The organism is Pseudolysinimonas sp. (assembly GCF_057350545.1).
On the sequence record NZ_JBMRCP010000084.1, the window covers coordinates 1 to 25,103 of the forward strand.

General features: G+C 69.9%; 26 protein-coding genes. 13 read left to right on the forward strand and 13 right to left on the reverse strand.

Features of this window, described 5'->3' with window-relative positions; genetic code table 11:
* On the reverse strand, positions 1 to 805 hold an 805-nt coding region (locus tag ACO1X9_RS12060), incomplete at its 3' end, for a biotin carboxylase N-terminal domain-containing protein (RefSeq protein WP_486351086.1).
* Positions 806 to 929: 124 nt separating this feature from the next.
* Positions 930 to 1,538, reverse strand: coding sequence for a Maf family protein (locus ACO1X9_RS12065; protein WP_486351118.1), 609 nt, complete (start codon positions 1,536 to 1,538; stop codon positions 930 to 932).
* 43 nt (positions 1,539 to 1,581) lie between these two features.
* On the opposite strand from ACO1X9_RS12065, the gene ACO1X9_RS12070 reads away from it, so the two are divergent.
* The 4 genes from ACO1X9_RS12070 (at position 1,582) to ACO1X9_RS12085 (ending at position 5,991) form a co-directional block, all read left to right on the forward strand.
* On the forward strand, positions 1,582 to 2,808 hold the full coding sequence (locus ACO1X9_RS12070) for a class I SAM-dependent RNA methyltransferase (RefSeq protein WP_486351087.1): 1,227 nt from the start codon (positions 1,582 to 1,584) through the stop codon (positions 2,806 to 2,808).
* A gap of 153 nt (positions 2,809 to 2,961) precedes the next feature.
* Positions 2,962 to 3,654: a response regulator transcription factor gene (locus tag ACO1X9_RS12075; protein ID WP_486351088.1), complete on the forward strand. Its 693-nt coding sequence runs from the start codon at positions 2,962 to 2,964 to the stop codon at positions 3,652 to 3,654.
* On the forward strand, positions 3,641 to 4,945 hold the full coding sequence (locus ACO1X9_RS12080; RefSeq protein WP_486351089.1) for a sensor histidine kinase: 1,305 nt from the start codon (positions 3,641 to 3,643) through the stop codon (positions 4,943 to 4,945). The genes ACO1X9_RS12075 and ACO1X9_RS12080 overlap by 14 nt, the downstream gene beginning before the upstream one ends.
* Positions 4,942 to 5,991: a hypothetical protein gene (locus ACO1X9_RS12085; protein ID WP_486351090.1), complete on the forward strand. Its 1,050-nt coding sequence runs from the start codon at positions 4,942 to 4,944 to the stop codon at positions 5,989 to 5,991. Before ACO1X9_RS12080 ends, ACO1X9_RS12085 begins: the two co-directional genes overlap by 4 nt.
* Here the strand turns inward: ACO1X9_RS12085 and ACO1X9_RS12090 are convergent.
* The 3 genes from ACO1X9_RS12090 to ACO1X9_RS12100 all read right to left on the reverse strand — a co-directional run bounded on the left by ACO1X9_RS12090 (position 5,988) and on the right by ACO1X9_RS12100 (position 9,061).
* Positions 5,988 to 6,776 (reverse strand): FkbM family methyltransferase, encoded by a 789-nt coding sequence (locus tag ACO1X9_RS12090; protein WP_486351091.1) that lies wholly within the window; start codon positions 6,774 to 6,776, stop codon positions 5,988 to 5,990. The two genes, ACO1X9_RS12085 and ACO1X9_RS12090, sit on opposite strands and share 4 nt — an antisense overlap.
* A gap of 468 nt (positions 6,777 to 7,244) precedes the next feature.
* Complete coding sequence (locus ACO1X9_RS12095; RefSeq protein WP_486351092.1) at positions 7,245 to 7,460, reverse strand: acyl-CoA carboxylase epsilon subunit; 216 nt, start codon at positions 7,458 to 7,460, stop codon at positions 7,245 to 7,247.
* On the reverse strand, positions 7,457 to 9,061 hold the full coding sequence (locus ACO1X9_RS12100) for an acyl-CoA carboxylase subunit beta (RefSeq protein WP_486351093.1): 1,605 nt from the start codon (positions 9,059 to 9,061) through the stop codon (positions 7,457 to 7,459). The genes ACO1X9_RS12095 and ACO1X9_RS12100 overlap by 4 nt, the downstream gene beginning before the upstream one ends.
* 207 nt (positions 9,062 to 9,268) lie before the next feature.
* Here ACO1X9_RS12100 and ACO1X9_RS12105 point away from each other — a divergent pair, with 207 nt between their 5' ends.
* From ACO1X9_RS12105 to ACO1X9_RS12120, 4 genes are read left to right on the forward strand one after another with little or no spacing between them, the layout of a single operon-like run.
* Positions 9,269 to 10,123, forward strand: coding sequence for a hypothetical protein (locus ACO1X9_RS12105; RefSeq protein ID WP_486351094.1), 855 nt, complete (start codon positions 9,269 to 9,271; stop codon positions 10,121 to 10,123).
* Positions 10,120 to 11,310 (forward strand): cytidylyltransferase domain-containing protein, encoded by a 1,191-nt coding sequence (locus ACO1X9_RS12110; protein ID WP_486351095.1) that lies wholly within the window; start codon positions 10,120 to 10,122, stop codon positions 11,308 to 11,310. The genes ACO1X9_RS12105 and ACO1X9_RS12110 overlap by 4 nt, the downstream gene beginning before the upstream one ends.
* Positions 11,307 to 12,182 carry an N-acetylneuraminate synthase family protein gene (locus ACO1X9_RS12115; RefSeq protein ID WP_486351096.1) on the forward strand — a complete coding sequence of 292 codons (876 nt, stop codon included), beginning with the start codon at positions 11,307 to 11,309 and terminating at the stop codon, positions 12,180 to 12,182. The genes ACO1X9_RS12110 and ACO1X9_RS12115 overlap by 4 nt, the downstream gene beginning before the upstream one ends.
* 1 nt (position 12,183) lies before the next feature.
* On the forward strand, positions 12,184 to 13,413 hold the full coding sequence (locus tag ACO1X9_RS12120; RefSeq protein WP_486351097.1) for a DUF6716 putative glycosyltransferase: 1,230 nt from the start codon (positions 12,184 to 12,186) through the stop codon (positions 13,411 to 13,413).
* On the opposite strand, the gene ACO1X9_RS12125 is transcribed toward ACO1X9_RS12120, so the two are convergent.
* Entirely contained in the window at positions 13,379 to 14,155 is a 777-nt protein-coding gene (locus ACO1X9_RS12125; RefSeq protein WP_486351098.1) for a polyprenol monophosphomannose synthase, read from the reverse strand. The genes ACO1X9_RS12120 and ACO1X9_RS12125 overlap by 35 nt on opposite strands.
* A gap of 23 nt (positions 14,156 to 14,178) precedes the next feature.
* On the opposite strand from ACO1X9_RS12125, the gene ACO1X9_RS12130 reads away from it, so the two are divergent.
* Both ACO1X9_RS12130 and ACO1X9_RS12135 read left to right on the forward strand, forming a co-directional pair.
* The gene (locus tag ACO1X9_RS12130; RefSeq protein ID WP_486351099.1) at positions 14,179 to 14,937 is read left to right on the forward strand and encodes a biotin--[acetyl-CoA-carboxylase] ligase; all 759 of its coding nucleotides are present in this window, start codon (positions 14,179 to 14,181) and stop codon (positions 14,935 to 14,937) included.
* Between the two features lie 89 nt (positions 14,938 to 15,026).
* On the forward strand, positions 15,027 to 16,355 hold the full coding sequence (locus ACO1X9_RS12135) for a hypothetical protein (RefSeq protein ID WP_486351100.1): 1,329 nt from the start codon (positions 15,027 to 15,029) through the stop codon (positions 16,353 to 16,355).
* Between the two features lie 6 nt (positions 16,356 to 16,361).
* On the opposite strand, the gene ACO1X9_RS12140 is transcribed toward ACO1X9_RS12135, so the two are convergent.
* From ACO1X9_RS12140 to ACO1X9_RS12170, 7 genes are all read right to left on the reverse strand, one after another.
* On the reverse strand, positions 16,362 to 16,775 hold the full coding sequence (locus ACO1X9_RS12140) for a GtrA family protein (protein ID WP_486351101.1): 414 nt from the start codon (positions 16,773 to 16,775) through the stop codon (positions 16,362 to 16,364).
* Positions 16,772 to 17,590, reverse strand: a complete 819-nt coding sequence (locus ACO1X9_RS12145) for a sugar phosphate isomerase/epimerase family protein (protein ID WP_486351102.1) — start codon at positions 17,588 to 17,590, stop codon at positions 16,772 to 16,774. Before ACO1X9_RS12145 ends, ACO1X9_RS12140 begins: the two co-directional genes overlap by 4 nt.
* Complete coding sequence (locus ACO1X9_RS12150) at positions 17,587 to 18,354, reverse strand: NAD-dependent epimerase/dehydratase family protein (protein ID WP_486351103.1); 768 nt, start codon at positions 18,352 to 18,354, stop codon at positions 17,587 to 17,589. Before ACO1X9_RS12150 ends, ACO1X9_RS12145 begins: the two co-directional genes overlap by 4 nt.
* Entirely contained in the window at positions 18,351 to 19,181 is an 831-nt protein-coding gene (locus ACO1X9_RS12155; RefSeq protein WP_486351104.1) for a glycosyltransferase family 2 protein, read from the reverse strand. The genes ACO1X9_RS12150 and ACO1X9_RS12155 overlap by 4 nt, the downstream gene beginning before the upstream one ends.
* Complete coding sequence (locus tag ACO1X9_RS12160) at positions 19,168 to 20,154, reverse strand: glycosyltransferase (RefSeq protein WP_486351105.1); 987 nt, start codon at positions 20,152 to 20,154, stop codon at positions 19,168 to 19,170. The genes ACO1X9_RS12155 and ACO1X9_RS12160 overlap by 14 nt, the downstream gene beginning before the upstream one ends.
* Positions 20,147 to 21,259, reverse strand: a complete 1,113-nt coding sequence (locus ACO1X9_RS12165) for an FAD-dependent oxidoreductase (protein ID WP_486351106.1) — start codon at positions 21,257 to 21,259, stop codon at positions 20,147 to 20,149. The genes ACO1X9_RS12160 and ACO1X9_RS12165 overlap by 8 nt, the downstream gene beginning before the upstream one ends.
* A 217-nt stretch (positions 21,260 to 21,476) precedes the next feature.
* Positions 21,477 to 21,986 carry a GtrA family protein gene (locus ACO1X9_RS12170; RefSeq protein WP_486351107.1) on the reverse strand — a complete coding sequence of 170 codons (510 nt, stop codon included), beginning with the start codon at positions 21,984 to 21,986 and terminating at the stop codon, positions 21,477 to 21,479.
* A gap of 55 nt (positions 21,987 to 22,041) precedes the next feature.
* On the opposite strand from ACO1X9_RS12170, the gene ACO1X9_RS12175 reads away from it, so the two are divergent.
* Genes ACO1X9_RS12175 through ACO1X9_RS12185 form a run of 3 tightly spaced genes read left to right on the forward strand, consistent with a single transcriptional unit; the run spans position 22,042 to position 25,036 of the window.
* Positions 22,042 to 23,154, forward strand: a complete 1,113-nt coding sequence (locus ACO1X9_RS12175; protein WP_486351108.1) for a 5-(carboxyamino)imidazole ribonucleotide synthase — start codon at positions 22,042 to 22,044, stop codon at positions 23,152 to 23,154.
* A 47-nt stretch (positions 23,155 to 23,201) separates the two neighbouring features.
* Positions 23,202 to 23,666 carry a 5-(carboxyamino)imidazole ribonucleotide mutase gene (purE, locus tag ACO1X9_RS12180; RefSeq protein ID WP_486351119.1) on the forward strand — a complete coding sequence of 155 codons (465 nt, stop codon included), beginning with the start codon at positions 23,202 to 23,204 and terminating at the stop codon, positions 23,664 to 23,666.
* Entirely contained in the window at positions 23,663 to 25,036 is a 1,374-nt protein-coding gene (locus ACO1X9_RS12185) for an LCP family protein (RefSeq protein ID WP_486351109.1), read from the forward strand. The genes purE and ACO1X9_RS12185 overlap by 4 nt, the downstream gene beginning before the upstream one ends.
* Positions 25,037 to 25,103 lie beyond the last annotated feature (67 nt).

Consider the following 25,103-nt stretch of genomic DNA (forward strand, 5'->3'; position numbering starts at 1 on the left):
ACGACGTGTAGAGCAGCTCGGTCTGCTCGGGGGTGAGGAACGGCGCGGGCGCCTCCTCGACGAGCTTCCGGTGGCGGCGCTGCAGCGAGCAGTCGCGCGTGGAGACGACGATGACTGGGCCGGCGGGGTCGGCGAGACACTGCGTCTGGACGTGGCGCGGCTCGTCGAGGTCCTTCTCGACGTAGCCCTCGCCGCGCCCGAACGCCGCGACGGCCTCGCGCGTCGCCGAGTCGAAGAGCTCCGGCACCTCCTCGCGCGTGCGGGCGACTTTGAGTCCGCGTCCGCCGCCGCCGAAGGCCGCCTTGATCGCGACCGGCAGCCCGACCTCGTCGACGAACGCGAGCACCTCGTCGGCATCCTTCACCGGGTTGAGCGTTCCCGGCGCGAGCGGCGCGCCCACCTTCTCCGCGACGTGGCGCGCAGAGACCTTGTCGCCGAGTCGCTCGATCGCCTCGGGCGAGGGGCCGATCCAGATGATGCCGGCGTCGATCACGGCGCGCGCGAAGTCGGCGTTCTCGGCGAGGAACCCGTAGCCGGGGTGGATGGCGTCGGCCCCCGAGCGGCGGGCGACGGAGAGGATCTTCTCGATCACGAGGTAGGTCTCGGCCGACGTCGTGCCCTCGAGGGCGTACGCCTCGTCGGCGAGCTTCACGTGGCGCGCGTCGCGATCCTGGTCGGCGTAGACGGCGACCGAGCCGATCCCGGAGTCCCGGGCAGCACGGATGACCCGCACGGCGATCTCCCCGCGGTTCGCGATGAGGACTTTGGTGATCTTCCGGCGCGGCGTAGCGGGGGCGGTGGCCATAACTCCCGAGCCTAGTGCGGCCTTTTCCGGGGTCGTTTGTCGAGGGTCCACAGAAAGAGGCACGCAGCGCGGTGGGTCACCTCAGTTGCAGGGCGACGGGATGCCCGCGCGCTCCCGACAGGTGTCACCGGTTCCAGAGGTCGGTCCACTCGATCCCGAGGCTGCGCACGAGGGTGCGGAGGAGGGGGATGCTGAGGCCCACGACGGCGTGCGGGTCGCCCTCGATCGAGGCGATGAAGGCGGCGCCTTTGCTGTCGATCGTGAAGGCGCCGGCGACCTGGAGCGGCTCGCCGGTCGCGATGTAGGCGTGGATCTCGTCGTCGGTGATGTCGCTCGCGAAGTCGACCCTCGCGGCGGCGGGAGCTCCGACCGCCCGTGTCGTTCTCGCGTCGATGAGCCAGTGGCCGGAGTGCAGCACACCCGACCGACCGCGCTGCGCCAGCCACCGTTCGCGGGCGACTTCGGGACGGTGCGGTTTGCCGTAGACGACGCCGTCGAGCTCGAACGCCGAGTCGCCGCCGAGCACGAGCCCGTCGAGCCCGGCGTGCGTCGCCGCGACGGCTTCGGCCTTGCGCCGCGCGAGGAGCATCACCATCTCGGGTGGTGTGAGGGGCCCGGCGGCCGCGACGGCGGCCTCCTCGTCGACGCCCGGAGCGATCGGGACGGGCTCGATGCCGACGGCGCGCAGTGTCGCCAGGCGGGCCGGGGAGGTCGAGGCGAGGTAGAGCGGCACCGCCGCGCGGGGTGTCACGGGTCGGGCTCCTAAGCTTGCTCGAATGGGCGACATGCGGGGCCGTGAGATCGAGGTCGAGGCTACCAACATGGCCCACGGCGGTGAGTCGGTGGCTCGGCACGACGGGCGGGTGGTCTTCGTCGCCGACGCGATCCCGGGCGAGCGCGTCGTGGCGCGTGTCACGGATGACTCGAAACCGAAGTTCTGGCGCGCGGACACCGTGCGCGTGCTCGAGGCGAGCCCCGACCGCCGTCCGCACGTGTGGCCCGAGGCGGCGATCGAGCGTGACCCGGCGGAGCGGCCCGGCGGCGCCGACTACGGTCACATCGTGCTCGCGCGCCAACGCGCACTCAAGGCGCACGTGCTCACCGACGCGCTGAGCCGCATGGCGAAGACGGAGCGCCAGGTGGTCGTCGAGGCGCTCCCCGGAGCCGACGACGGCACAGGTTGGCGCACCCGCGAGCGCCTCCACGTCGCCGACGACGGCCGGGTCGGACCCTACGCGGCGCGGTCGCACACGGTCGTGCCGGTCGCCGACCTCCCGCTCGCGGTCGCGGCCGTGCGCCAGCTCGCGCCCCTGCGCGATTCGATGCCCGGCGCCGGCTCGGTGACCGTGCTCGCCCCGACGGTCGGCGATGGCGCGCGACTCGTGATCGGCGCTCAGAAGCCCACCGTCATCCGGGAGCGCGTCGGCGATCGCGAGTTCCGCGTCGACGATACGGGCTTCTGGCAGGTGCACTCCGCGGCCCCCGCGACGCTCAGCGCCGCCGTGCAGGACGCGATCGATCCGGAGCTCTTCGATCCGAAGGCGGCGAACCTCGACCTCTACGGGGGTGTCGGGCTGCTCGCCGCGGCGGTCGGCGATCGCTTCGGGGCGGGGGTGCGCATCACGACCGTCGAGTCGGATGCCCGCGCGACCGAGCACGCCGCCGAGAACCTCGCCGAGTGGATCGGCGCGTCCGCGATCGCCGCACGCGTCGACGTCTACGTGCGGGGGCTCGGCGAGGCGTCGGCGGGGGAGCGCGCGCGGCTCGCCGCGGGTACGGTCGTGCTCGACCCGCCACGGTCGGGCGCCGGAGCCGCGGTGCTCGAAGGCCTCGCCGCCGTGCGGCCCGCGCAGCTCGTCTACGTCGCCTGCGATCCGGTCGCCTTTGCGCGCGACGTCGCGGTGCTCGCCGGGCTCGGCTACGAGCTCGTCGGACTCCGCGCCTTCGACCTCTTCCCGCACACTCATCACGTCGAAGCAGTCGGAACGTTCCGTCGCGCCTGATCAGCCTGGGGTCGCGGGCGTCCCACCCGAAAGCGGGGTGTGGATAGATCGGTTCGTCCACCCCTGGTGAGGGTACGATGGGGGACGGATCAGGACCGCCCGGCCGTCTACCGGCTCGGAACAGCGGGGGAGAACGGGATGAGTGTGTCGCAGATGATCGACCGTGCCCCCGACGCCGAGGCGGTCACTGCGGGCTTCCGCGTCGCGATCGTCGATGACCACGAGTCGGTGCGTCTCGGTCTGAAGGCCGCCTTCGCCGACGAGGGGTACGACGTCGTGGAGGTCGCGCCGACGGTCGCCGACCTCATCAGCTCGCTCGGCGGACGCGAGGTCGACGTCGTCGTGCTCGATCTCTCGCTCGGCGACGGCTCGAGCGTCACCGAGAACGTCAAGGGCGTTCAGGCCGCCGGTGCTGCGGTGCTCGTGCACAGCATCGCCGACCGCGTCGCCCTCGTGCGCGAAGCTCTCGCGGCCGGTGCTGCGGGAGTCATCCCCAAGTCGTCCGCCACGAAGACGGTCATCGCCGCTGCGGCGACGGTCGCTCGGGGTGACGTGCTCAACAACCTCGAATGGGCGACCGCGATCGATGCCGATCGCGACTTCGCCAAGGCGCAGCTGGGACGCCGCGAACGGGAGATCCTCCACCTGTACGCGTCCGGCCTCCCGCTGAAGCTCGCCGCCGAGCAGCTCGGGATCGGCTACTCGACCGCGCGGGAGTACCTCGACCGCATCCGCGTCAAGTACGTCGAGGTCGGGCGCCCGGCGCCGACCAAGGTCGACCTGCTCCGTCGAGCGGTGGAGGACGGCATCCTGCCGGGCCTCGACCCCGACGGTGGCGACTCCTAGCCCCGCCGCCGGAGAGCCCGCATTCGGGCGTCCGGTCCGGAACCCGCTCAGTCTGCTTCGCGTCGACGCGGCCATCGCGCGCCTTGCCGCCGTCATCGGCGTCGCCTTCTTCCTGCAGGCCATCCCGCTCATCCTGAATCAGCTGCCGCACATGGCCCCGGCGTGGAACGTCGCCATCCTGGCCCTGCTGATCGGGTCGCTGCTCGCGTGCGTCATCGCGGCGACGCTCAAGCGCATGGTGCGCTCGACCTACATCGCCTTCGCGATCGGGTACCTGATCGCCCTCGTGAGCTGGCCGTTCGCGCTGCTCGAACCGGCGAGCACCGTCGTGGGCCAGCCCGGCGGCGCCTCGGCGTGGAGCGAGAACGAGAGTTACTGGCTCTACATGCTGTTGACGATCGCGACGGCGCTCGCCTCGGTCGCGCTCGAGCTGCCCCTCGCCGTCGTCTACACGGTCGGCACGCCGATCCTCTACGGCCTGATCCGCATCACGCCCGCGGGCGGCCTCACCGACGGGTACCGCGCGATCCTCGACTCCGTCTACTCGATCCTGCTCGGCGGCGCCATCCTCATTCTCATCACCGTCCTGCGCGCTGCGGCGGCCGGGGTCGACACGGCTCAGCAGAACGCCCTCGAGCGGTACTCGCACGCCGTGCGGCAGCACGCGACGGAGTCGGAGCGCGTGCAGGTCGACTCGATCGTGCACGACAGCGTGCTCACGACGCTGCTCTCGGCAGCGCGTGCTTTCACCCCCGAGGCGAAGGCGCTCGCCGCGACGATGGCGAGCAACGCGATCGGGCACCTGCGCGAAGCCGTCGCGGTCGCTCCCGACTCGGAGGCGACGGTCTCGGGCGAGATGGTCGCCCAGCGGATCGTGAGCGCGGCGGAGAGCATGTCGCAGTCGTTCACGGTGCGCACCCACGCGGCGGAGTGGTGCATGATCCCGGTGCACGTCGCGGAGGCCGCGTACTCGGCCACGGTGCAGGCGATGGTCAACAGCCTCCAGCACGCCGGAAACGGCGTCGAACGGTGGGTCGACGTGACGTCACGCGGTCATCAGGCGTTCACGATCGAGATCGGCGACAAGGGCGCGGGGTTCGACCCCGACCTCATCCCGACGGAGCGGCTCGGCGTACGCGTCTCGATCCTCGAGCGGGTCGCGAGCGCCGGCGGGCAGGCGCACATCCGCACCTCTCCGGGCGAAGGAACCGTGGTCTCTCTCGATTGGGGCGGCGATGACGCCTCCGCTCTGACGGCCACCGGTGCGGCCGAGGCGGAGCCGGGCTCGTGAGGATCAACGTCCCGCGGCCGCTCATCGTGCTCGTCGCCGCCCTCTTCTCCGGTTACCTGATGGTGCTCGCGTTCTACTCCCTCGGGTCGCCCGATCCCGCCGAGGTCTACGACACGACCGACCCGGTCTACGCGGCGATGGCGGTCTACGTCGTCGGGACGATCGCGGTGCTGTTCCCCGACAAGCGACCGCGCATGCCGATCTGGCTCGCCGCGTTCGCGGTCGCCGTCGCGGTCGTCGTGCCGATGCTCGTCACGTGGGGCATCGACGATCCCGGTCGGTCGGGCGGCAACGGCTACGCCACGTGGTACGTCGCCGGCGTCGGCGCACTCATGACGATCATCGCGGTGCGTCGTCGCCCCGGGTTCGCCTGGGCGGGCATCGCCTTCCTCGTCATCCAAACCTCGATCTGGGCCGGCCCCGGGGCGCTTCCCGCGATCGGAGTGATCGGCAGTGCGTCCTGGGTCGGCGTCGCGCACCTGCTCACGAACGCTCTCTCCAAGGCGGTGCGCGACTCGCAGCGCTTCGCGATCGCAGAGCGCGGTGCGACCGAGTGGCAGGCCGCGCAGGAGGCGCATCTCAACGAGCGGCAGTTCCGCCTCGGTCAGACCACGGTCATGGCGCTTCCGATGCTGCGCACCATCCAGCAGAGCGGGGGAGACCTCACCGCCGCCCAGCGCGCCGAGTGCCTGCACCTCGAGGGCGCGATCCGCGACGAGATCCGCGGGCGGAAGCTGCTCAACGACGCGGTGCGCGAGCAGGTGATGCTCGCGCGTCGCCGCGGCACGACCGTGACGCTGCTCGACGAGGGGGGGATCGACGACCTCGAGGGTCCCGAGCTCGAGCGCGTGCTCGGCGCTCTCGCCGACGCCCTGCGTCGCACGAACGCCGACAAGGTCATCGCGCGCACCGTGCCCGAAGGCTCCGACGTGGCCGTCACGGTCGTCGGCCTCCGTTCGAGCGACGACGGCAGCGCGAGCCTTCTCGGCGATTCGCTCGACGACGACGAGGTCGAGCTCTGGTTGGAGATCCCCAGGACGGTCTAGGCCGCGGTGAGGTCCTTCGTCGTGAAGAGGTAGTTGCGTACGTCGGGCCGGATCACGTCGGTGGCCACCCACGCCGTACCCGACCACGTGTACATCCGGTAGTCGGGCCAGCGCTCCATGAGCCCGCGGTGGAAGTCGTCGGCGGTCGTGCGGCCGTAGCGCACGAGACGGCGGTCCTCGATCTCGAGCAGAAGACTCGGTCGGTCGCGGTCGATGAGGTCGTGGGCGCCTTCGACGACCGACGGCTCGAAGCCTTCGACGTCGACTTTGATGAACGACACCTTCTCGATGCCGTCGCGCGCGACCCAGGAGTCGATCGTGTCGACCGGCGTGGGGGTGTAGCGGATGCGGTGCGGCCCCTTCTCCCGCACGCCGTCGGCGATGTGTCCGTGGCCGAAGATCGGCAGGCCGAGGATGATCGGCACCGCGATGCTGCTCTCGCCTTCCTGCGGGCCGAAGGCGATGCGGCGGATGGTGCCCCGCGTGGCCCCTGTGAGACGTCGGAGGAACCGCACGACGTGGAAGTTCCGCGGCTGCGGGTCGACGGAGAAGATGCGGCCCGTCGGACCGGTCAGGTACGACAGCGGCACGGTGTACATCCCGAGGGCGGCGCCGACGTCGAGCACGGTGTCTCCGGGCTTCACCACCTGCTCGAGCCCGCGGATCTCGGGCTCGGCCCAGCTGAGGCGGCTCGCGCCGTGGTAGAGGCCGTACCCGGCGCGCTGACGCCAGTTGCCGCGAGGCGCCGGGCGGGAGGGGAATGCCGTCGTGGCGGCGTCGGTCACGAATACCTCGTCGGGTGGTCTGCGCGGTTCGCGGGCTCGCGGTTCGCACGGTCGCGGACAACTCTAGGGGGAGAGGGAGCGGCCCGGAATCATCCGCGGGATCGAATGTGCCCGTCACCGGAGATGGGACCGGGGCCGGGTCTCTCGACCCGGCCCCGCCCAATAATCGAGTCAGGGCGACAACCCGAATATCGCCCTGACTCGCCCCCACATGATCGGCACGCTTACCCTTGTCGCCGATCCATGGTGGTGAATCTCATCTAGAGGAGATGCACCTGCAGGTTTGAAGCTACCCGGGCTGCCGCTGAACCCCAAGTCGTCATTTCGGGGGACAAAGGGGGTCATGTGGGCCCGCCGGGAGGCACGAATCGGCTGAGGTCGCGGTGTTTCGGGGGACAACACCCCGATAATCCGTCGTGGAGCGGGGGAATATCCACCGAATCGGGTGCCGACGCGACGGATTCCCTCTCAGGCCTCGAAGTTGCGCCACGCTCCGTACGGCAGCGGCGTGCGGATCGCGCGGCGACTCGACTCCCAGGCGCTCGGGCGCGCGTCTCCGCGGCGGCGGTGCTCGCCGGCGAGCTCGTCGAGGGCTGCGGTGAGCACGGCCGTGACGGCCGCCACGTCGTGGTCGGACGGTCGGCCGCCCGTGATGCGGATGTCCGGCGCGGGGGAGTCGGTCACAGCGGGATGTTCCCGTGCTTCTTCGGCGGCTGCGACGCGCGCTTGGTGCGCAGCGCCCGCAGCGCCTTCACGATCGCGACGCGGGTCGCCGCGGGCTCGATGATGCCGTCGAGTTCCCCGCGCTCCGCCGCGAGGTAGGGGTTCGCGACGTTGTAGGTGTACTCGTTGGCGAGGCGCGTGCGCACGGCGGCGACATCCTCGCCCGCCTCCTCGGCCTTCTTGATCTCGCCCCGGTAGAGGATGTTGACCGCGCCCTGGCCGCCCATGACGGCGATCTCGGCGGTCGGCCAGGCGAAGTTGAGGTCGGCGCCGAGCTGCTTGCTGCCCATGACGATGTAGGCGCCGCCGTAGGCCTTGCGGGTGATGACGGTGACGAGCGGCACGGTCGCCTCGGCGTAGGCGTAGATGAGCTTCGCGCCACGACGGATGACACCCGTCCACTCCTGGTCGGTGCCGGGGAGGTAGCCGGGCACGTCGACGAGGGTGAGGATCGGGATGCCGAACGCGTCGCAGAACCGCACGAATCGCGCGGCCTTCTCGCCCGCGTCGATGTTGAGCGTGCCGGCCATCTGCTGCGGCTGGTTGGCGATGATGCCGATGCTGCGGCCTTCGATGCGCGCGAAGCCGACGACGATGTTGGGGGCGAAGAGCGGCTGCACCTCGAGGAAGTCGCCGTTGTCGACGAGCGAGGAGATGATGGTCGTCACGTCGTACGGCTGGTTCGGCGAGTCCGGGATGACGGTGTTCAGCCGGCGGTCTTCGTCGGTGATCTCGAGCGCCGTCTCCGACTCGTAGACGGGCGGGTCGACGAGGTTGTTGTCGGGCAGGAACGACACGAGCGCACGCGCGTAGTCGAGCGCGTCGTCCTCGTCGTCGGCCATGTAGTGCGAGACGCCCGTGCGCTGACTGTGGGTACGGGCCCCGCCGAGCTCGTCCATCCCGACGTCTTCCCCGGTGACGGTCTTGATCACGTCGGGGCCGGTGACGAACATCTGGCTGGTCTTGTCGACCATGATCACGAAGTCGGTGAGTGCGGGGCCGTAGACGGCACCACCCGCGGCGGGGCCCATGATGATCGAGATCTGCGGGATGACTCCCGAGGCGGCGGTGTTGAGCCGGAAGATCTCGCCGTACTTGCCGAGCGCGACGACACCCTCCTGGATGCGCGCGCCGCCCGAGTCGAGCATGCCGATGATCGGCACGCCCGTCTTGAGCGCGAGTTCCATGACCTTGATGATCTTCTCGCCCGCGACTTCGCCGAGCGAGCCGCCGAACACGGTGAAGTCCTGCGAGTAGACGGCGACCTGGCGCCCGTGGATCGTTCCCGTGCCGGTGACGACGGCGTCGCCGTAGGGGCGGTTGCGCTCCATCCCGAAGGCGTTGGTGCGGTGCCTCACGAACTCGTCGAGCTCGACGAACGAGCCCTGGTCGAGCAGCTCCTCGATGCGCTCGCGGGCGGTCTTCTTGCCCTTCGCGTGCTGCTTCTGGATCGCGGCCTCGCCGCTCGCGGTGACCGCCTCGTGGTAGCGCACCTTGAGGTCGGCGAGCTTCCCGGCGGTCGTCGAGAGGTCGGGGATGGGCGCGGCGGCGTCGTCGGTCACGGTGGCCAGCCTACCGACGCTCCCGCACGGGGCTTTGGCGGAAACCTCCAAGCGAGAGCCCGCGGGTTGAGTAGCGCGCCGCACCGCGGCACGCGTATCGAAATCCTCGATTCACCTCCGCGACACGTCGCGGTCGCCGTTCGTCCACACGTCCGGGTGAACGTGGGGATGCGGCCGGTTTCAGCACCCGGCCGGATCGAGGCGGACATGGCGGTGTCGGGGTACCCCGTGGTGTGGGTGGAGTCGCCCCTGCAGTTCGTGTCGGCCGCCGAGCTCGCCGCCGAGCGGGGGGTCCGGCTCCGCGTCGTCTTCCGCCTCGGTCCGCAGATGCCCGAAACCGCAGCCGAGCTGCTCTCCCGCGGCGCGGCGTTCGCCTCGTGCGAGCCCTATGTCGGCATCCCGTGGTCGGAGCTTCGGAGCGCCCAGGAGTGGGTGATCGGCGACGGGCTGTCGGGTCAGTTCCGGCTCGCCGCCGCCGTGCTGCGCCCCCGTGCGGTGACGCTGCTCGACGACGGCACGATGAGCCTGCGCCTCGCCGCGGGGCTCGCCGGGATCGGCGACTTCGAGCGACCCGACCAGCCCGTCGGGCGCGTCCGGCGGGTGCTCGGGGAGCTGGCACGTGACCACCTGCTGCGCCTCGCCGGATCGGGTCGGCTCGCGTTCTTCTCCGTCTTCGGCCCCGAGCGCCCTGAGTTCGCGGCGGTGGCGGCCCTCGGGGTGCGGCTGCGCGCCAACCGGTTCGCGTGGACCCGCCGCACCGCGCGGCCGCCGCGCCTGCCCGGACACCGCGTGCTGCTCGGCACGGCGCGCGTCGCCGACGGGCTGCTCGGCCGGGAGGAGCACCACGCCCAGGTCGCTCGGTTCGCGGCGGACGGCGGTGCCGTCTATCTGCCGCACCGCCGCGAGCCGGCGGCCGAGGTGGCGGCGGTGGCGCGCATCCCCGGGGTGACCGTGGTCGAGCCGCGCCTGCCGGTGGAGCTGTTTCTCGCGGGCGTCGACGGGCTCGAGATCGCGTCGTCGGGGTCGTCGGCCGACACGACGCTCGGCAGGGTGCTCGCGTGAGCGGCGAGGTCGTCGCCGTCATCCCGGCCCGCGGAGGCTCGAAGGCGGTGCCGGGCAAGAACCTCCGCCGCGTCGGGGGCGTGCCGCTCGTCGCGCGGGCGATCGCGTCGGCGCGTGAGGCGGCGCGCGTGGATCGCGTCGTCGTGTCGACGGACGATGCGGAGATCGCGGCGGTGGCACGCGAGTGGGGCGCCGAGGTCGTCGACCGTCCGGCAGAGCTGTCGGGCGATACCGCGTCGAGCGAGTCGGCTCTGCTGCACGCGCTCGACACCCTGCAGGCGCGTGGTGTCTCGACCCGGGTGGTGGTCTTCCTGCAGGCGACCTCGCCGTTCATCGACGCGGCCGACCTCGACGACGCGGTGGGCCGCGTGCTCGAGGGGCCGGAGTCGAGCGTGTTCTCCGCGGTCGAGTCGTGGGGTTTCCTCTGGCGACACGGCGAGGAGGGGATGCGGGGCGTCAACCACGATCCCTCGCGCCGCCCTCGTCGTCAGGAACGCGAACCCGAGTACCTCGAGACGGGGGCGTTCTACGTGATGGAAGCGGAGGGCTTCCGTGCGGCGCGGCACCGCTTCTTCGGCCGCACGGGGGTCGCGCTCGTCGCGGAGCGCGGTGCGATCGAGGTCGACACCCCGGAACAGCTGACGATCGCCTCCGCGATCGCCCCGCTCGTGTCGTCGGCGGGCTCGCTCGACGTGGACGCGCTCGTGACCGACTTCGACGGCGTGCACACCGACGACTCGGTGCTCGTCGGCCAGGACGGTGCCGAGTTCGTGGCCGTCGACCGGGGCGACGGGATGGGTGTCGCGCTGCTGCGGTCGGCGGGCGTGCCGACCCTCATCCTCTCCACCGAGGTCAATCCCGTCGTCACGGCGCGGGCGCGAAAGCTGGGCGTCGACGTGCGGCAGGGGCTCGCCGACAAGGCGTCGGCGCTGCGCGCCTGGGTGGCCGAGCACGACCTCGACCTCGACCGCGTCGCGTATCTCGGCAACGACGTCAACGACCTCGATTGCCTCGCCCTCGTCGGCTGGCCGCTCGCGGTGCCCGACGCGCATCCCCGCGTGCTCGCCGCGGCGCGGGTCGTGCTCGGCAGTGCGGGCGGTCGCGGCGCGGTGCGCGAAGCCGCAGAGCGCATCCTCGCCGCCCGTGAGAGTTCCCGTTCCACCCCCACACCCAGGAGCACATCATGAACGTCCGCATCGGTTCGCACGTCGTCGGCGAGGGCCTCGCGTCCTACGTCATCGGCGAGATCGGCCTCAACCACAACGGCGATGTCGAGCTCGCGAAGCGGCTCATCGACGTCGCCGCCGATGCGGGGGTGCAGGCGGTCAAGTTCCAGAAGCGCACCCCCGAGATCTCGACCCCGGCGCACATGCGCGACGTGCCGCGCGAGACCCCGTGGGGCACGATGACCTACCTCGAGTACCGCTACCGCGTCGAGTTCGACCGCGAGCAGTACATCGAGATCGGCGACCACGCGACGCTGCGCGGCCTCGACTGGTTCGCGTCGCCGTGGGATGTGCCGAGCGTCGACTTCCTCGAAGAGCTCAACGTCGTCGCGCACAAGGTCGCGTCGGCCGGCGTGACCGACCTCGAGTTGTTGCGTGCGCTCGCCGCGACGGGCAAGCCGGTCATCCTCAGCACCGGGATGTCGACGCTCGAGCAGATCGACGCGGCCGTCGAGGTGCTCGGCGTCGAGCGGCTCGTGCTCCTGCACGCGACCTCGACCTACCCGATGCCGGCCGAGGAGGCGAACCTGAAGATGATCGCGACGCTCCGGGACCGCTTCCCGGGAGTGCCGGTCGGATACTCGGGCCACGAGCCGGGCCTGCAGATCTCCCTCGCCGCGGCCGCGCTCGGGGCGGCGGCGATCGAGCGGCACATCACGCTCGACCGCACGATGTGGGGCTCCGATCACGCGGCGTCGCTCGAGCCGACCGGGCTGCAGCATCTCGTGCGCGACATCCGGATCATCGAGCAGGCGATGGGCGACGGCGTGAAGCGCATCATGCCGGGCGAGGTGGCCCCGATGGCGAAGCTGCGGCGAGTGCCGACAGCGTGATGTGGCCGCGCCCGTGAGGATTCTGGCGCTCGCCGACTCCGACTCCTACGTCAAGTGGGGCGCCGCGCTGCTCGGGTCGGCGCCTCCCGGGTGGGAGCGCGCGCTGCTCGTCGTCGACTCGCCGATCGTCGTGAGCGACGGGCAACTCGCGGCGGCGCTCGCCGGCAGCGGCATCCGCGATGTGCGGCGGATCGCTCCGGCCGAGGTCGTCGCGCGCGTCGCCGAACTCGCGCCCGATGTGGTGCTCGTGGCGACCGCCGGCCCCATCGCGCGCGTCCTGCTGCGCATGATCGCGCGGCTCGAGCCACGACCCGGGCTCCTCTCGGGTCTGCCGGGCATCTCCATCCCGGCGACCCGCAAGGCGCTGGTCTACCGGCGTCAAGCGGATCTCGTCGTGCTGCACTCCCGTCGCGAGGTGCGTGAGTTCGGCGAGCTGGCCGCGAGCCGCGGCTGGGATCACCGCTTCGGCCTCGCGACGCTGCCGTTCGCCGAGCAGCGGCCGGCGCGGGGCACCGACCTGGTCTTCGCGGCGCAGGCGATCGTGCCCGCGACACGCGAGAACCGGCTCCTGGTCGCGGCGGCGTTGCGGGAGGCGGCGCTCGCCGATCCCGCGAAGCGCGTCGTCATCAAGGTGCGCGCCGTGGCGGGGGAGCGGCAGACGCATCCCGAAGACGACGCCTACCCCGACCTGCTCGACACGTTCGGCCCGCGGCCTGCGAATCTCGCCGTCTCTGCAGCCCCGATGGCGGAGGCGCTCGACACGGCCGAGGGACTCGTCACGGTGTCGTCGACGGCGGCGATCGAGGCCGTCGCCCGAGGAATCCCGGTGATCGCGCTCGACACGTTCGGCGTGGCGCCGTCGCTCATCAACCCCGTCTTCGTCGGCAGCGGGCTGTTCGGCGGGATCGACGCGGTCGTGCGGCGGGAGTTCCGGCATCCGGACCCCGCGTGGCTCGACGACAACTACTTCCACGACGCCGGGGCTGCCGACTGGAGCACGCTCGCGGCGATGCTCGTCGCGCGCCGACGGGAGGGAGTGCTCACCCCGCGGCCGTCGAGCCTCCCGCCGGGCGGCGCGATGCGCACGGCGTGGGACCGCAAGCGCGCGTTCGGGGCCGCGGACCGGTCCGTCGGCGGTCGTGCGGCTCTCGTCGTGGGCGTGCCTGCCCGCCTCCTGCTGCGAGTGCTGCGGCGGCTCAGGTCTCGGCGGTCGCTCTCGACCGCGGCCTGACCGGGCGGCGGAACAGCCGCGCGATGCCCCACCCGGTGACGCGCAGCATCGCCTCGACGACGATCGCGCGACTCATCTTCGACCGCCCGGCGACCCGCTCCCGGAACTCGATCGGACGCTCGACGACCCTCCAGCCCGCGTCGAGCGTGCGGAGGGTCATATCGATCTGGAAGCAGTACCCGCGCGAATGGATGTCGTGCAGCGGCATGTCGCGCAGCACCTCGGCACGGTACGCGCGATACCCCGCCGTCACATCGCGCACCGGGAGTCGCAGCATGAATCGGGCGTAGGCGTTGCCGGCGCGGCTCAGCAGCCGCCGCCCCGCGGCCCAGTCGGCGAGGCCGCCGCCGGGCACGTATCGGGATCCGATCGCGAGCCCGACGCCGGGGTCGGCGGCGAGGGCGGCGAGCAGCGACGGCAGAGCGGCGGGCGGGTGGGATCCGTCGGCGTCGAGCTCGACGACGACGTCGTAGCCGCGCTCGAGGGCGAGATCGAATCCGGCGACGTAGGCCCGGCCGAGACCGTCCTTGCCGGTGCGGTGCAGCACCGACACCCGGGGGTCGGCGGCGGCGAGCCGGTCGGCGATGTCGCCCGTGCCGTCGGGGCTCGCGTCGTCGACGACCAGCAGGTCGACGTCGGGAGCCGCGGCGAAGAGCGCCGTCGCCGTCGACTCGAGGCTGCCCGCCTCGTCGTACGTCGGCGTGATCACGAGCGCCCGCGGCGGGCGCGCGGCGGGAGGCATGAGCGACATCCTAGGCTCGCGGCATGGAGTACCCGCTGAGCCGCGAGGCCGTTCCCGAGCTGCGCGTCGTGCCCTCGTCGTCGTCGACCAACAGCGAGTTGCTCGCCCTCGCGGCCGACTCCGCGGTGCCGACGTTCACGGCGCTGCTCACCCTCGATCAGACCGCGGGTCGCGGCCGCCTCGACCGCTCCTGGGTCGCTCCCGCCGGCACCGCGCTCGCGCTCTCGGTGCTCGTGCGCGACGCTCTCGTCTCGCCGCTCGCGACCTGGTTGCCGCTGCTCGCCGGGCTCTCGCTCGCCGAGGCTCTCGACACGGTGGCACCCGGCCGTGTCGCCGTGAAGTGGCCCAACGATCTCCTGCTCGAGGGGCGGAAGGTGTGCGGCATCCTCGTCGAGGTCGCCCCGAACGGTCGGGATGTCGTGATCGGCTCGGGGGTCAACCTCGCGCAGACCGCGGAGCAGCTTCCGGTTCCCACGGCGACGTCGCTCGCGCTCGCGGGCGTCCGGCTCGCACCCGAGGAGCTCGACGCCCTCGTCGCCGGCTACCTCTCGCGACTGCGCGACGAGCTCGAGCGCCCCGGCCCGATCTCCCGCCTGCGCGAGCGGGTGGCGGCGCGCTGCGCGACGATCGGGATGTCGGTGCGTGTCGCCCTCGCCGACGGCGGCATGCTCGAAGGGGTTGCGGCCGGGATCGACGCGACGGGGCGACTCGAGGTGCGCGACGGGTCAGGCGACGTGGTCGCGGTCGCCGTCGGCGACGTCACGCACGTGCGCCCCGCCTGAGCCGGGCTCGGGGAAGAGCGCGGGGCGACCTTCGAAGTAGGATCGTCCGCGTGCAGAACCGAGAGTTACCCCGGTCACCCACAAGTCTCGTGCAGCACATCATTCGGTGGGGCCCCGCCGCCGCACTCTTCGTACTCTTCTTCGCCGCGTACCGCTGGGGCGTCGTGCTCTGGGTCTACGACCGAGTTCTTGGCGGCGACCTCGTCGCGGAATTCTGGCGCTGGCAGCAAGACTCGAATTCGTTGACGAGCGCTCGCGTCGAGACCAACCTCGAAGAGGGCATCTTCGCTCACGAGCTCTCGCTCGGTATTGGCGGCACCTATACGAGCCAGTTCGGATTGGGCGGGTGGTTGCTCAGTCTGCTCGGCTCGGCTGTCGGGGGAGGGCAGATCGGTAGTGCGGTGATGTACACGGCGGTGTCGGCGGGCAACGCCGCACTTGTCGTCGTCGTCGTTCTAGCAGCTCGCCGGGCCCTTTCGGTAGGGGGTGCCGTGGTCGTCGCGGTCGCGCTGCTTCAGCCGTTCCCCACCTTCATCGCGCCGAGCATCTACTGGATCATCGGCCTCAAGGTGCTTCCCGCGCTCGTTCTTGCCGTGGTGCTCGCCCGTCGCCCGCTCAGGTCGTTCGGGATCGGCACCCTCGTCGCTGCCGGGACGCTCCCCGCACTGTTGTCGGGTTACGAGTACATCACGGTGGTCGTCGCCCTCCCACTAGCGGTAGTGGCCTACTTCGGGGTACGCGATGGTCTCGCCCTTCGCCTTCTGGGCTGGCGGGCGCTCGCTGTCGTCATCGGTTCGATGGCGGCACTCGCCGCAGCGCTGGGCTTACACGTGGCCCAACTCTCGATCAAGATGGGTGGCATCTCCGCGGGTGCGGCGACACTCGTCGAGGTCGTCGTCAAACGTACGGGCGCGGGCTCCACGACTGTGCCAGCGGTGTACGGAGAGTCGCTCGCATCGAACCCATTCAGCGTACTCGAGCGCTACCTCTCGATGCCCGTGGCCGGCAGCCCCGACTTCCTCGCCGATCGCGGCTTCGTCGGTCTGCCGTCGCTCGGAAGCGTCGCCGCGCTGCTCGTTGTCGTGGCGTCCGTGATCCTCACTCGCCCCGCTATCGGAGCCGCCGTGAGTGAGGCGAGCCAGCGGCGCTGGGACGGGCTTTCGGTAGCGTGGCTCGTCTCACTGGTGGGGCCGATCGGCTGGTTCCTGCTCGCGCGGCCGCACAGCTTCATCCACCCGTTCATCAATCCGATCCTCTGGTATATACCCACGGTTCCTCTGGGCCTCGCACTGCTGTGGGGGCCGATCATGCACGGCGTGCGCTCGCTGCGCGGGCGTCCCGTGGCCGCGGTCGCCTTCGGCGGGGTAATCGTCGCAGTCGTACTGTTCCTTGGGTACTCGTACCTGTCACAGCGCTGACGCTCGTCAGGTCCGGCGGCGAAAGAGCACGGTGCTGAACCCGTAGTTGAGGGCAAACGACACCGGGACGGACGCAAGCTTCCACGCAATCGACGGCAACCCGCTGAGATCGGTCGCGATATCGATCAGAAATGAGAAGAGCGCGATCGAACCCGCGTACCAGGCGAAGAATGCAACGTAGGTGGAGACCCGGGGCTTGACCGCGAAACTGTGTCGAGTTGCCAACAGATAGACAGCCGTGATCGACAAGGTCGCGCTGATCGCGTTCGCGAGCCACGGCGCGGTGCCCGCAGTGCTCAGGAGGGTGAAGAGCCCGAGGTCGATCGCGAGCCCGATCGCGGAGGCGCCGAAGAACGCGCTGAAGCGGCGCACAGCGGGTCGGCGACGAAAGCGCTCGAAGCCGTTCGGCTGATCTGTCACAGGGTCTCATAGTGTCGGCGAGCGAGTGCTATGGCAGAGCTGACTGCCGCGACGGTGTCTGAGTCAGGCTCCCGCATCTCGATCGCGACATCGCCGTGGTACCCAATCTCAGCGAGTGCACGGCCCCCAGCTCCGTGATCAACGGCCCGGTCTTCGAGCGGCAGCAGGTCGGGGGCGCTTGCGTGGTAGTGCGACAGGACGTCCGCCGACGCGAGGATGGCATCCGCGATGTTGTCGCCCGCGAGAGTCATTCCGGCGGCGTCGAGGTGGAGGCGGAAGCCAGGGCTCGCGACCCGACGCACGAGGTCGGCGCCAGCCGAGGCGGTCGTGATGAAGTTGCATCCGTATTGTTCAGGGTTGGGTTCGATACACAGCACGACCCCGGTCGCGACCGCGCGAGCTCCGAGGTCGGCGAAGAAGTCGGCGGCGATGTCAGCGGCCTCCGCGGGCGACATGCCTTCGGGCACGCGGCGGTTCTTGGGAGACCCGAAAACAAGGTGCCGTGCTCCGAGACGGCCGGCCAATTCTAGGAACCGGCTCAGCCGGTCGATCGTCGCGGCGCGCACCCCAGGCGACCCGAATACGAGAAGGTCTGGCCGACCGAAGAGCATCGACTGGAACGAGCCCACCGTGATGCCGTGATCTGCCCAGAAACGGACGCAAGCGTCGACACCATGATCTGAGACGTTGGTCGGGTCGGCGAAGACCTTCGTCGGGGCCAACTCGACGGTGTGCACGCCCAGTCGCTGCAGTGTATTCGCGATGACGTGGTCGTCTTCCGTAGGCCAGGCGATGTTGCTTATCGAGAGTTTCACGCCAAGGAACCCTCTCCAACGGCGAACGCCCGGATGCCCTCGATCACCTCGGCTGCCGTTGCGACATAGTCGTCGGCCCCTCCGAATAGTTCGGCGTGCCTGCTGCGTATCTCGTAGGCGGGTGCCGGTCCGTCAATGGCCGCGAGCTCCCTCCCGAACACCTCGCGAGCGAGGCGGCCAGAGTCGACAGGCTCGCTCGCGAGGTTGACGAGCGGAAGCTCGGCGGAGACCGCCACGTCAATGTCGTCGGCGAGACGTCCGAGGTCGTAGTACTGGAATCGCCCTCGCGGATGGATTCGGTCGATCTGATTGTCGTGAATGAGGTCATATATGACGTTCTTCTTCAACCCGGGGCCGAACAGACCGGGCAGCCTGATCACGGTGGTGTCTGGATGTGTCGCGCGCGCCGTCTGCTCCAACTCGAACCGATGCAAACCATACGCATGCAGGCCATCAGTATCGATCTCTGTCGACTCGTCGACCCCGGTGGGTGTGCGGTATACATCAACCGTCGAGATGAGCACTAGGCGGTCTGTCGTGAAGCTGTTGAGTACCCGCCTCAGATCGTCGATGTGACGTCGATCAGCTTCCGGGTCTTGATTGATCCGCCACTTCTCGGCCCGGGCTGCTGCGAACACGACCCGGTCGAAGTGGCACCCACGCAGGTCGCCGACGTTCGCGGAGTTGACAGCCATTGCGTAACGGCCGCTGCGGAGCACGTTCCCGCCGACGAATCCGGTCGAACCGACGATCGCGCCGTTCATCGTCCAGCCTTGACGCGGTAGGCGCCCGTCACAGCACCGAACAGCACGCCTAACACGTGAGCGTTTCCGAGGACCGGGCTGATCTTCGTGGGGGTCTTTCCCGTCCGCGGGTACGTGCGCGTGACAGGGGTCTCGATCGTGCGGTAACCGAGACGCGAGCTCTCGATCGCGAGGTGATAGTGCAATTGATACGTGTCGAACACGGAACGGAACGGGGCGACTTGCTCATCGCGAAGAAGTCGCGCGCTGTACGCGCGGAACCCGTTGGTCGTATCGGTGTGCCTCTTTCCGGCTGCCAGGCTGATCAGCGGCGAGTGGAGGAGTCGCACGGCCAACAGGCGCGAGAGCGGGGTGTTGACCGCTCGCCCGCCGCGGATGAACCGTGAACCCTGAACATGGTCGTATCCCTCCTCGAGGAGCTCGGCGAACCGCGGAATAGCTGTGACACCGTCCTTCCCGTTGCCGTCGATCACGATCAGACCCTCGTAGCCCTCCCGCAGGGCCCAGGCGAAAGCCATCCGCATCTGTGCGCTCAACTTCCCGGGCCCCCGCTTCGTCAGAAGTGCGCGCACTTGCTGGGCACGGAGGTAAGGCGCGTCGAGAGCGCCGTCGGTGCTCCCGCCGTCTGCGACGACAATGTCGACGGAATCGGCGTAGCGAGCGGACTCGGCAAGCTGGCGCCGGATCTTGTCACCTTCGTTGAGCACGAACACCACGACGCAGTACCGGTGCTTGCGGGCGGCGAAGACGTCGGCGTGGAAGTTGGGGACAACCCAATCTCCCCAGCTGGTCGCCGCGACATCGGTCGACGATTCAGCCGCTGACATTGCGTCGCTCGGGATCGGCGATGAGGACTTCGCTCTCGAGTTCTTCCATGATCACGTAGGTCTGTTCGTTGCGTGTCTCGACGAGAATTCGTCCGAGGTACTCGGCCTGGACGGCGAGAATCGTACAAATGAGGAAGAACATAGTCGAAAGCTGGAGTGACGTTGTCGTCCAACCCTCGGCCACCTCGGCGTGAACGAAGTTGACTACGACGACGTAGACGGCGTAGAGCAGATTCAACATCCCGGCGATGACGCCGATCGCTGTAATTGCACGTAGTGGGTGGGTCGAGTAGCTGCTCACCATCTCCATGGCCTCGCCCGCGCCCGAGACGATGCCGCGACGCTGCTCTCGGCGGAGAACGGGAGTGTAAGGATACGTGACCGTCCGGTATCCGATGTGCTGGATCAGGTGACGCAGGTACCGGTGGCTGCGTGTGGCTTGGGTCAGCGAGTTTAGGGCACGCCGCGAGAGCCCGATCAGGAAGGTCGCGTTCGTCGGAATCGAGACGTCGAGGAATCGACGGTTGTACCAGTAGAAGAACCCACGACCCGCTCGGCTCACCCAATTGCCCCCCAGGGGCGAAGTGCTGGCGCCCTGCACGATGTCATGGCCCTCGAGCACGGCCGACGTTACCCGGGTGATCTCGTCGACCGGGTCGATCGTCACGTCAAGCATGACCACGACGTCGCCGATGGCTGCTTCGAGCCCGGCGAATGCCGCGGTGTCCCGATCGTATTCCCGAGACAGTCGGAGGACACGGATGCACGGAAGTGTCTCAAGTCGATCGCGCAGATCAGCAAGTCCGGCCGGAGAACTGCGGTTGTCGACGAGTACGATCTCGTAGTTCGCATACGCCGGTTGTACGGCCTCGTGGAGCCGCTGTGCGACAGAGGCAGCGTCGTCGGTGCGAGAGTCGAGCACCGCCACCACCGAGACGAAGACGTCGAAGCGGGGCGTCGTCGGGTCAGCCATGGAGGCGGTCCATTTCGTCGAGTACATCGTAGACGTTGTCGAGCTTGCCTCCGAGGACGCATGTGTAGCGAGCGAGGCCATGGTCCGCCTTGAAAAAGATGGGTCGGCTGTCGTCTCTCATGCTGCGCGACAGGACGGTCTTCACGTCGGTGATGGTGTCCTCCAGTTCGGCCCGACGCAGTGCCGGGAGATACCGCACTGCGTCGGCTCGCATCTGGTGGAACCCGTTCGGCACGCTCGCATCCGGTATGGGGCCGACATTGCTGAACTCGGATTCCAAGCTATCGTGCCATCTCCGCACGGGGGTGTGTCGCACGTGGCTGAGCGAGTGGAGGCCCCGGGGCGGAAACGGCATGAAAGAAAAGAACGGGCCATCCATCACTGTCACCCCGAAGCCCTGGAGCTCCGCGGGCGGCCTGACGAGGGCGATGCGGGCGACCTCGTGCTGGAGCCCGACGATCGGCAATCTCGATGCGGAATGAAGACTGTTGAGTCCTGCGTAGGTCGCACTGACGACGTGCCGGGACTCGAGTTCCGGTCCGGAGGTCTCAACGACGAGAGTCGCGGGGCTGCCCTCGCGCACGCGCGTTGCCTCGACGCCGTTCATCAGTTCGATTCCTGAGCGTCGGTGGATCCGTTCGAGGAGTAGTCGCCGGAGAACTCGGGAGTCGAACGCGGGTTCACGCACGCGAAAGACGCGCTCGACCAATTGAGGCGTGAACTGGCGCTCGATGTCGGCGGGTGCCGGATGGAGGGGCGCGCCTACACGTGAGCAGAAAAGTTCGAACTGTCGAGCGCTCGTCTTTGAGAGGCGACGCGCGATCGCGTAGTAATGGTCGAACGACTCGACGATCGCGTCCGGAAACTCTGCGACGAAGCGCGGAAAGTTCACTCGCGAGCGGTAAGCCGTGAGGATGCTGCGGGGGTAGTGGTACCCGTTGTGGACGCGCGCCTGATTGACGTAACTCGCGCGCTGCATCATTTCGGGCTCTCGGTCAACGACAGCGATCCGCCGCATTCCGAGCGACTCGCTCGCGTGTAGAGCGATCTTCAGGCCGTAGAAGCCCCCTCCGACGACGACGAGGTCGTAAGCCCTCGCTGTCATCGATGCCCGGGGCGACGCTCAGTGACGTCGACGAAAGCCCCCAGATCCCGTCGCACGCTGCGACTCTACCCGCCCTGCCCTAGGTCGCGCCCAGCATCAGCGCTACGGCACGTGGCGATGTCGAGTTGCGGGGGCATTCTGGGTGGCCCTGCCGGGTGGTGCCGTCGCCGAGACTGCTAAGTCACCGCATGTGCGAGCCGACGGAAGGCCGCACGCGTCAAGCGACAGGAGGCTCGTCGGCGACGTCACGCACGTGCGCCCCGCCTGAGCCGGGCTCGGGGAAGAGCGCGGGGGCGCGGTCGCCCCGGTGCGGCGCGAACACCCACATCCGATAGAGGGTGAAGCGGAAGAGCGTGCCGAGGCCGAGGCCGATCACGTTGCCCGCGATGTTGTCGGCGAGCAGGCTGTCGAAGCCGAGCACGTAGCGCGACACCCACAGGCAGGCGAGGCCGATGAGCATCCCGCCGACGCTCACGACGCCGAACTCGACGCCTTCGCGCACGAGTTGACGGCCGCGGTGCTCCCGGAACGTCCAGTACCGGTTGCCGATCCAGTTGCACGCGATCGCGACGGTCGTCGAGACGACCTTCGCCAGGAGCGGACCCTCGTGGATGAGCTCGGGCGCGAACACGGTCGCCCGCAGCAGATTGAAGACGGCGATGTCGATCACGAGGCCGACGGCCCCGACCGCGCCGAAGCGCGCGAACTGGGAGATCAACGCGCGCATGTCAGAGAAACCCTAGCCGCAGGGATGCCGGTGCGGCCGCCGATAGGCTGGCGGGGTGGGAGCGGTGATCGGCGTGATCGGCGGCGGTCAGCTCGCCCGGATGATGATCCCCCCGGCCGTCGAGCTGGGCATCTCGCTCCGCGTGCTGGCCGAGGCGGAGGACTCTTCGGCCTCGCTCGCCGCGACGGCGGTCGGCGACTACCGCGACGCCGCGACCGTGCTCGCCTTCGCGTCGGACGTCGACGTCGTCACGTTCGACCACGAGCACGTGCCCCAAGACGTGCTCGCCGCGCTCGTCGGCGCGGGGTTCGCGGTGCGTCCGGGGCCGGATGCCCTCGCGGTCGCGCAGGACAAGCTCGTCATGCGCGCGCGGCTCGGGGCGCTCGGCATCCCGATCCCGGACTGGGCAGAGCTGCGCTCGCGCGACGACCTCGCGGCGTTCCTCGCCGCGCACGGCGGTGCGGCGGTCGTGAAGACGCCGAAGGGCGGCTACGACGGCAAGGGCGTGCGCGTCGTGCGCGCCGCCGACGAGGCCGATGACTGGCTCGCGCTCGGTCCGGTGCTCGCCGAGGAGCTCGTCGACTTCCGCCGCGAGCTCGCGCAGCTCGTCGCGCGTCGACCGTCGGGGGAGCTCGCCGCCTGGGCGCTCGCCGAGACGGTGCAGCGCGACGGGGTGTGCGCCGAGGTGCTCGCCCCCGCGCCACAGGCAGACGTGCTCGCCGCCGAGGCCCACCGCATCGCCGAGGCCGTCGCGGAGGGACTCGACGTCACGGGCGTGCTCGCCGTCGAGCTGTTCGAGACGGCCGACGGGCGCCTGCTCGTCAACGAGCTCGCGATGCGTCCGCACAACAGCGGGCACTGGACGATCGACGGCGCCGTCACGAGCCAGTTCGAACAGCACCTGCGTGCCGTGCTCGACCTCCCGCTCGGCGACCCGTCGCCGCTCGCGCCGACGAGCGTCATGGTCAACGTGCTCGGCGGCCCGCCCGGAGCGCAGCTCACCGACCGCTACCCGGCCGCGCTCGCCGCGCATCCCGACGTGAAGTTCCACGCGTACGGCAAGGGTTCGCGTCCGGGGCGCAAGGTCGGACACGTCACGGCGCTCGGCACGGACGCCGACGAGACCCTCACGCGGGCGCGTGCCGCAGCCGCGTTCTTCGAGGTCTGACGCCTAACCTGGGAGGCGTGTCCACCACGCCTGTCGTCGCCCTCGTGATGGGCTCGGACTCCGACTGGCCGACGATGTCGGCCGCCGCGGAGGCGCTCACCGAGTTCGGGATCGCCCACGAGGTCGAGATCGTGTCGGCCCACCGCACGCCCAAGCGCATGATCGAGTTCGCCGAGCAGGCGGCCGGCCGCGGCATCCGGGTCATCATCGCCGGCGCGGGTGGCGCCGCCCACCTGCCCGGGATGATCGCGTCCTGCACGACCCTCCCCGTCGTCGGGGTGCCCGTGCCGCTGAAGAACCTCGACGGGCTCGACTCGCTGCTGTCGATCGTGCAGATGCCCGCCGGCATCCCGGTCGCCACCGTCGCCATCGGCAACGCCCGCAACGCAGGCATCCTCGCGGTGCGCATCCTCGCGACCTCCGACGACGGGCTCACCGCGAAGCTCGCCGAGTTCGCCGCCGGGCTCGAGACGCTCGTGGCCGAGAAGAACGCGAAGCTCCCGCGGCCGTGAGCCTCAGCGTGCAGCCGGTGCGGTCGCCGGACGCCCGGGATCCCCGGGTCATGACGCGGCGCGCGTGGTGGCTGCTCGCCCTCAACCTAGTCATCCCGGGGTCGGCGCAGGTGCTCGCCGGCGACCGCCGCCTCGGCCGGTTCGGCCTCGCAGCGACCCTCGTGCTGTGGGCGCTCGTCGTCGTCGCGATCGTGCTCGCGCTCGTCGCGCGCGGGTTCGTGCTGGGCCTCGTGACGAATCCGATCGTTCTCGGGGTGGTCGTCGCGATCGCGGTGTTCTACGGCGTGCTCTGGATCGTGCTCACGCTCGACACGCTGCGCCTCGTGCGGCTCGTCAAGGTGGCGCCCCGGGCCCGGGGAGTCGTCGCGGCTCTCACCGTCGCGTCGCTCGTGCTCTCCGTGGGAGCCGCCGGGTTCGTCGCGGCGAACTCGGTCTCGGGCATCGGGCTGTTGAACATCTTCCGCCCGGGGGCCTCGGAGGCTCCGATCGACGGCCGCTACAACATCCTCCTGCTGGGCGGTGATGCCGGCCCCGACCGTCTCGGGCTGCGTCCCGACAGCATCACGGTCGCGAGCATCGAGGCCGCGACGGGTGCGGCGACCCTCTTCGGCATCCCGCGCAACATGGAGCAGGTGCCGTTCGTCGAGGGTTCGCCGCTCTGGAACGAGTTCCCGAACGGCTACGACTGCGGCACCGAGTGTCTGATCTCGTACCTCTACACCTACGGCCAGGAGCACCCCGAGCTGTACCCTCACGCCGAGAGCGAGGGCAGCACCCCGGGCATCGAGGCGATGCGGGATGCCGTCGAAGGCGTGACGGGACTCGAGATCCCGTACTACGTGCTCATCGACATGCAGGGCTTCGCGTCGCTCATCGACGCGCTCGGCGGCGTCGAGATCGACGTGACCGAACGCGTGCCGCTCGGCTCGAACACCTACGACGACGGTCGGCCCGCGCCTCCCATCGGCTACATCGAGCCGGGGCTGCAGCGCATGGACGGCGAGACGGCGCTCTGGTACGCGCGCTCGCGGTACGAGACGACCGACTACGACCGGATGGCGCGGCAGCGGCAGGTGCAGGAGGCGATCCTGCGGCAGATGGATCCGGCGACCGTGCTGCTGCAGTTCCAGGGCATCGCCGCGGCCGGTGCCCAGGTCGTGAAGACCGACATCCCGCAGTCGATGCTCGGCTACTTCGTCGAGCTCGGAACGAAGACGAAGGACCTGCCGCTCACGAAGATCGACTTCGTGCCGCCCCTGATCGACGAAGAAGCGCACCCTGACTTCGACTTCATCCACGCGACGGTCGACGCCGCGCTCGTGCCCTACACGCCTCCGCCCACGGAGACCCCCGCCGCTCTCGGTGGTTGAGTAGCGCCCGAAGGGCGCGTGTCGAAACCGCACGAGCGCCGCCGCGGGTTGAGTAGCGCCCGAAGGA

Bases quoted from the DNA above. Each gene is read 5' to 3' on its own strand.
- ACO1X9_RS12070 (WP_486351087.1), top strand. From the start codon at position 1,582: ATGGGCGACATGCGGGGCCGTGAGATCGAGGTCGAGGCTACCAACATG.
- ACO1X9_RS12075 (WP_486351088.1), top strand. From the start codon at position 2,962: ATGATCGACCGTGCCCCCGACGCCGAGGCGGTCACTGCGGGCTTCCGC.
- ACO1X9_RS12105 (WP_486351094.1), top strand. From the start codon at position 9,269: ATGGCGGTGTCGGGGTACCCCGTGGTGTGGGTGGAGTCGCCCCTGCAG.
- ACO1X9_RS12115 (WP_486351096.1), top strand. From the start codon at position 11,307: ATGAACGTCCGCATCGGTTCGCACGTCGTCGGCGAGGGCCTCGCGTCC.
- ACO1X9_RS12125 (WP_486351098.1), bottom strand. From the start codon at position 14,155: ATGCCTCCCGCCGCGCGCCCGCCGCGGGCGCTCGTGATCACGCCGACG.
- ACO1X9_RS12130 (WP_486351099.1), top strand. From the start codon at position 14,179: ATGGAGTACCCGCTGAGCCGCGAGGCCGTTCCCGAGCTGCGCGTCGTG.
- ACO1X9_RS12150 (WP_486351103.1), bottom strand. From the start codon at position 18,354: ATGAACGGCGCGATCGTCGGTTCGACCGGATTCGTCGGCGGGAACGTG.
- ACO1X9_RS12155 (WP_486351104.1), bottom strand. From the start codon at position 19,181: ATGTCAGCGGCTGAATCGTCGACCGATGTCGCGGCGACCAGCTGGGGA.
- ACO1X9_RS12160 (WP_486351105.1), bottom strand. From the start codon at position 20,154: ATGGCTGACCCGACGACGCCCCGCTTCGACGTCTTCGTCTCGGTGGTG.
- ACO1X9_RS12165 (WP_486351106.1), bottom strand. From the start codon at position 21,259: ATGACAGCGAGGGCTTACGACCTCGTCGTCGTCGGAGGGGGCTTCTAC.
- ACO1X9_RS12170 (WP_486351107.1), bottom strand. From the start codon at position 21,986: ATGCGCGCGTTGATCTCCCAGTTCGCGCGCTTCGGCGCGGTCGGGGCC.
- purE (WP_486351119.1), top strand. From the start codon at position 23,202: ATGGGCTCGGACTCCGACTGGCCGACGATGTCGGCCGCCGCGGAGGCG.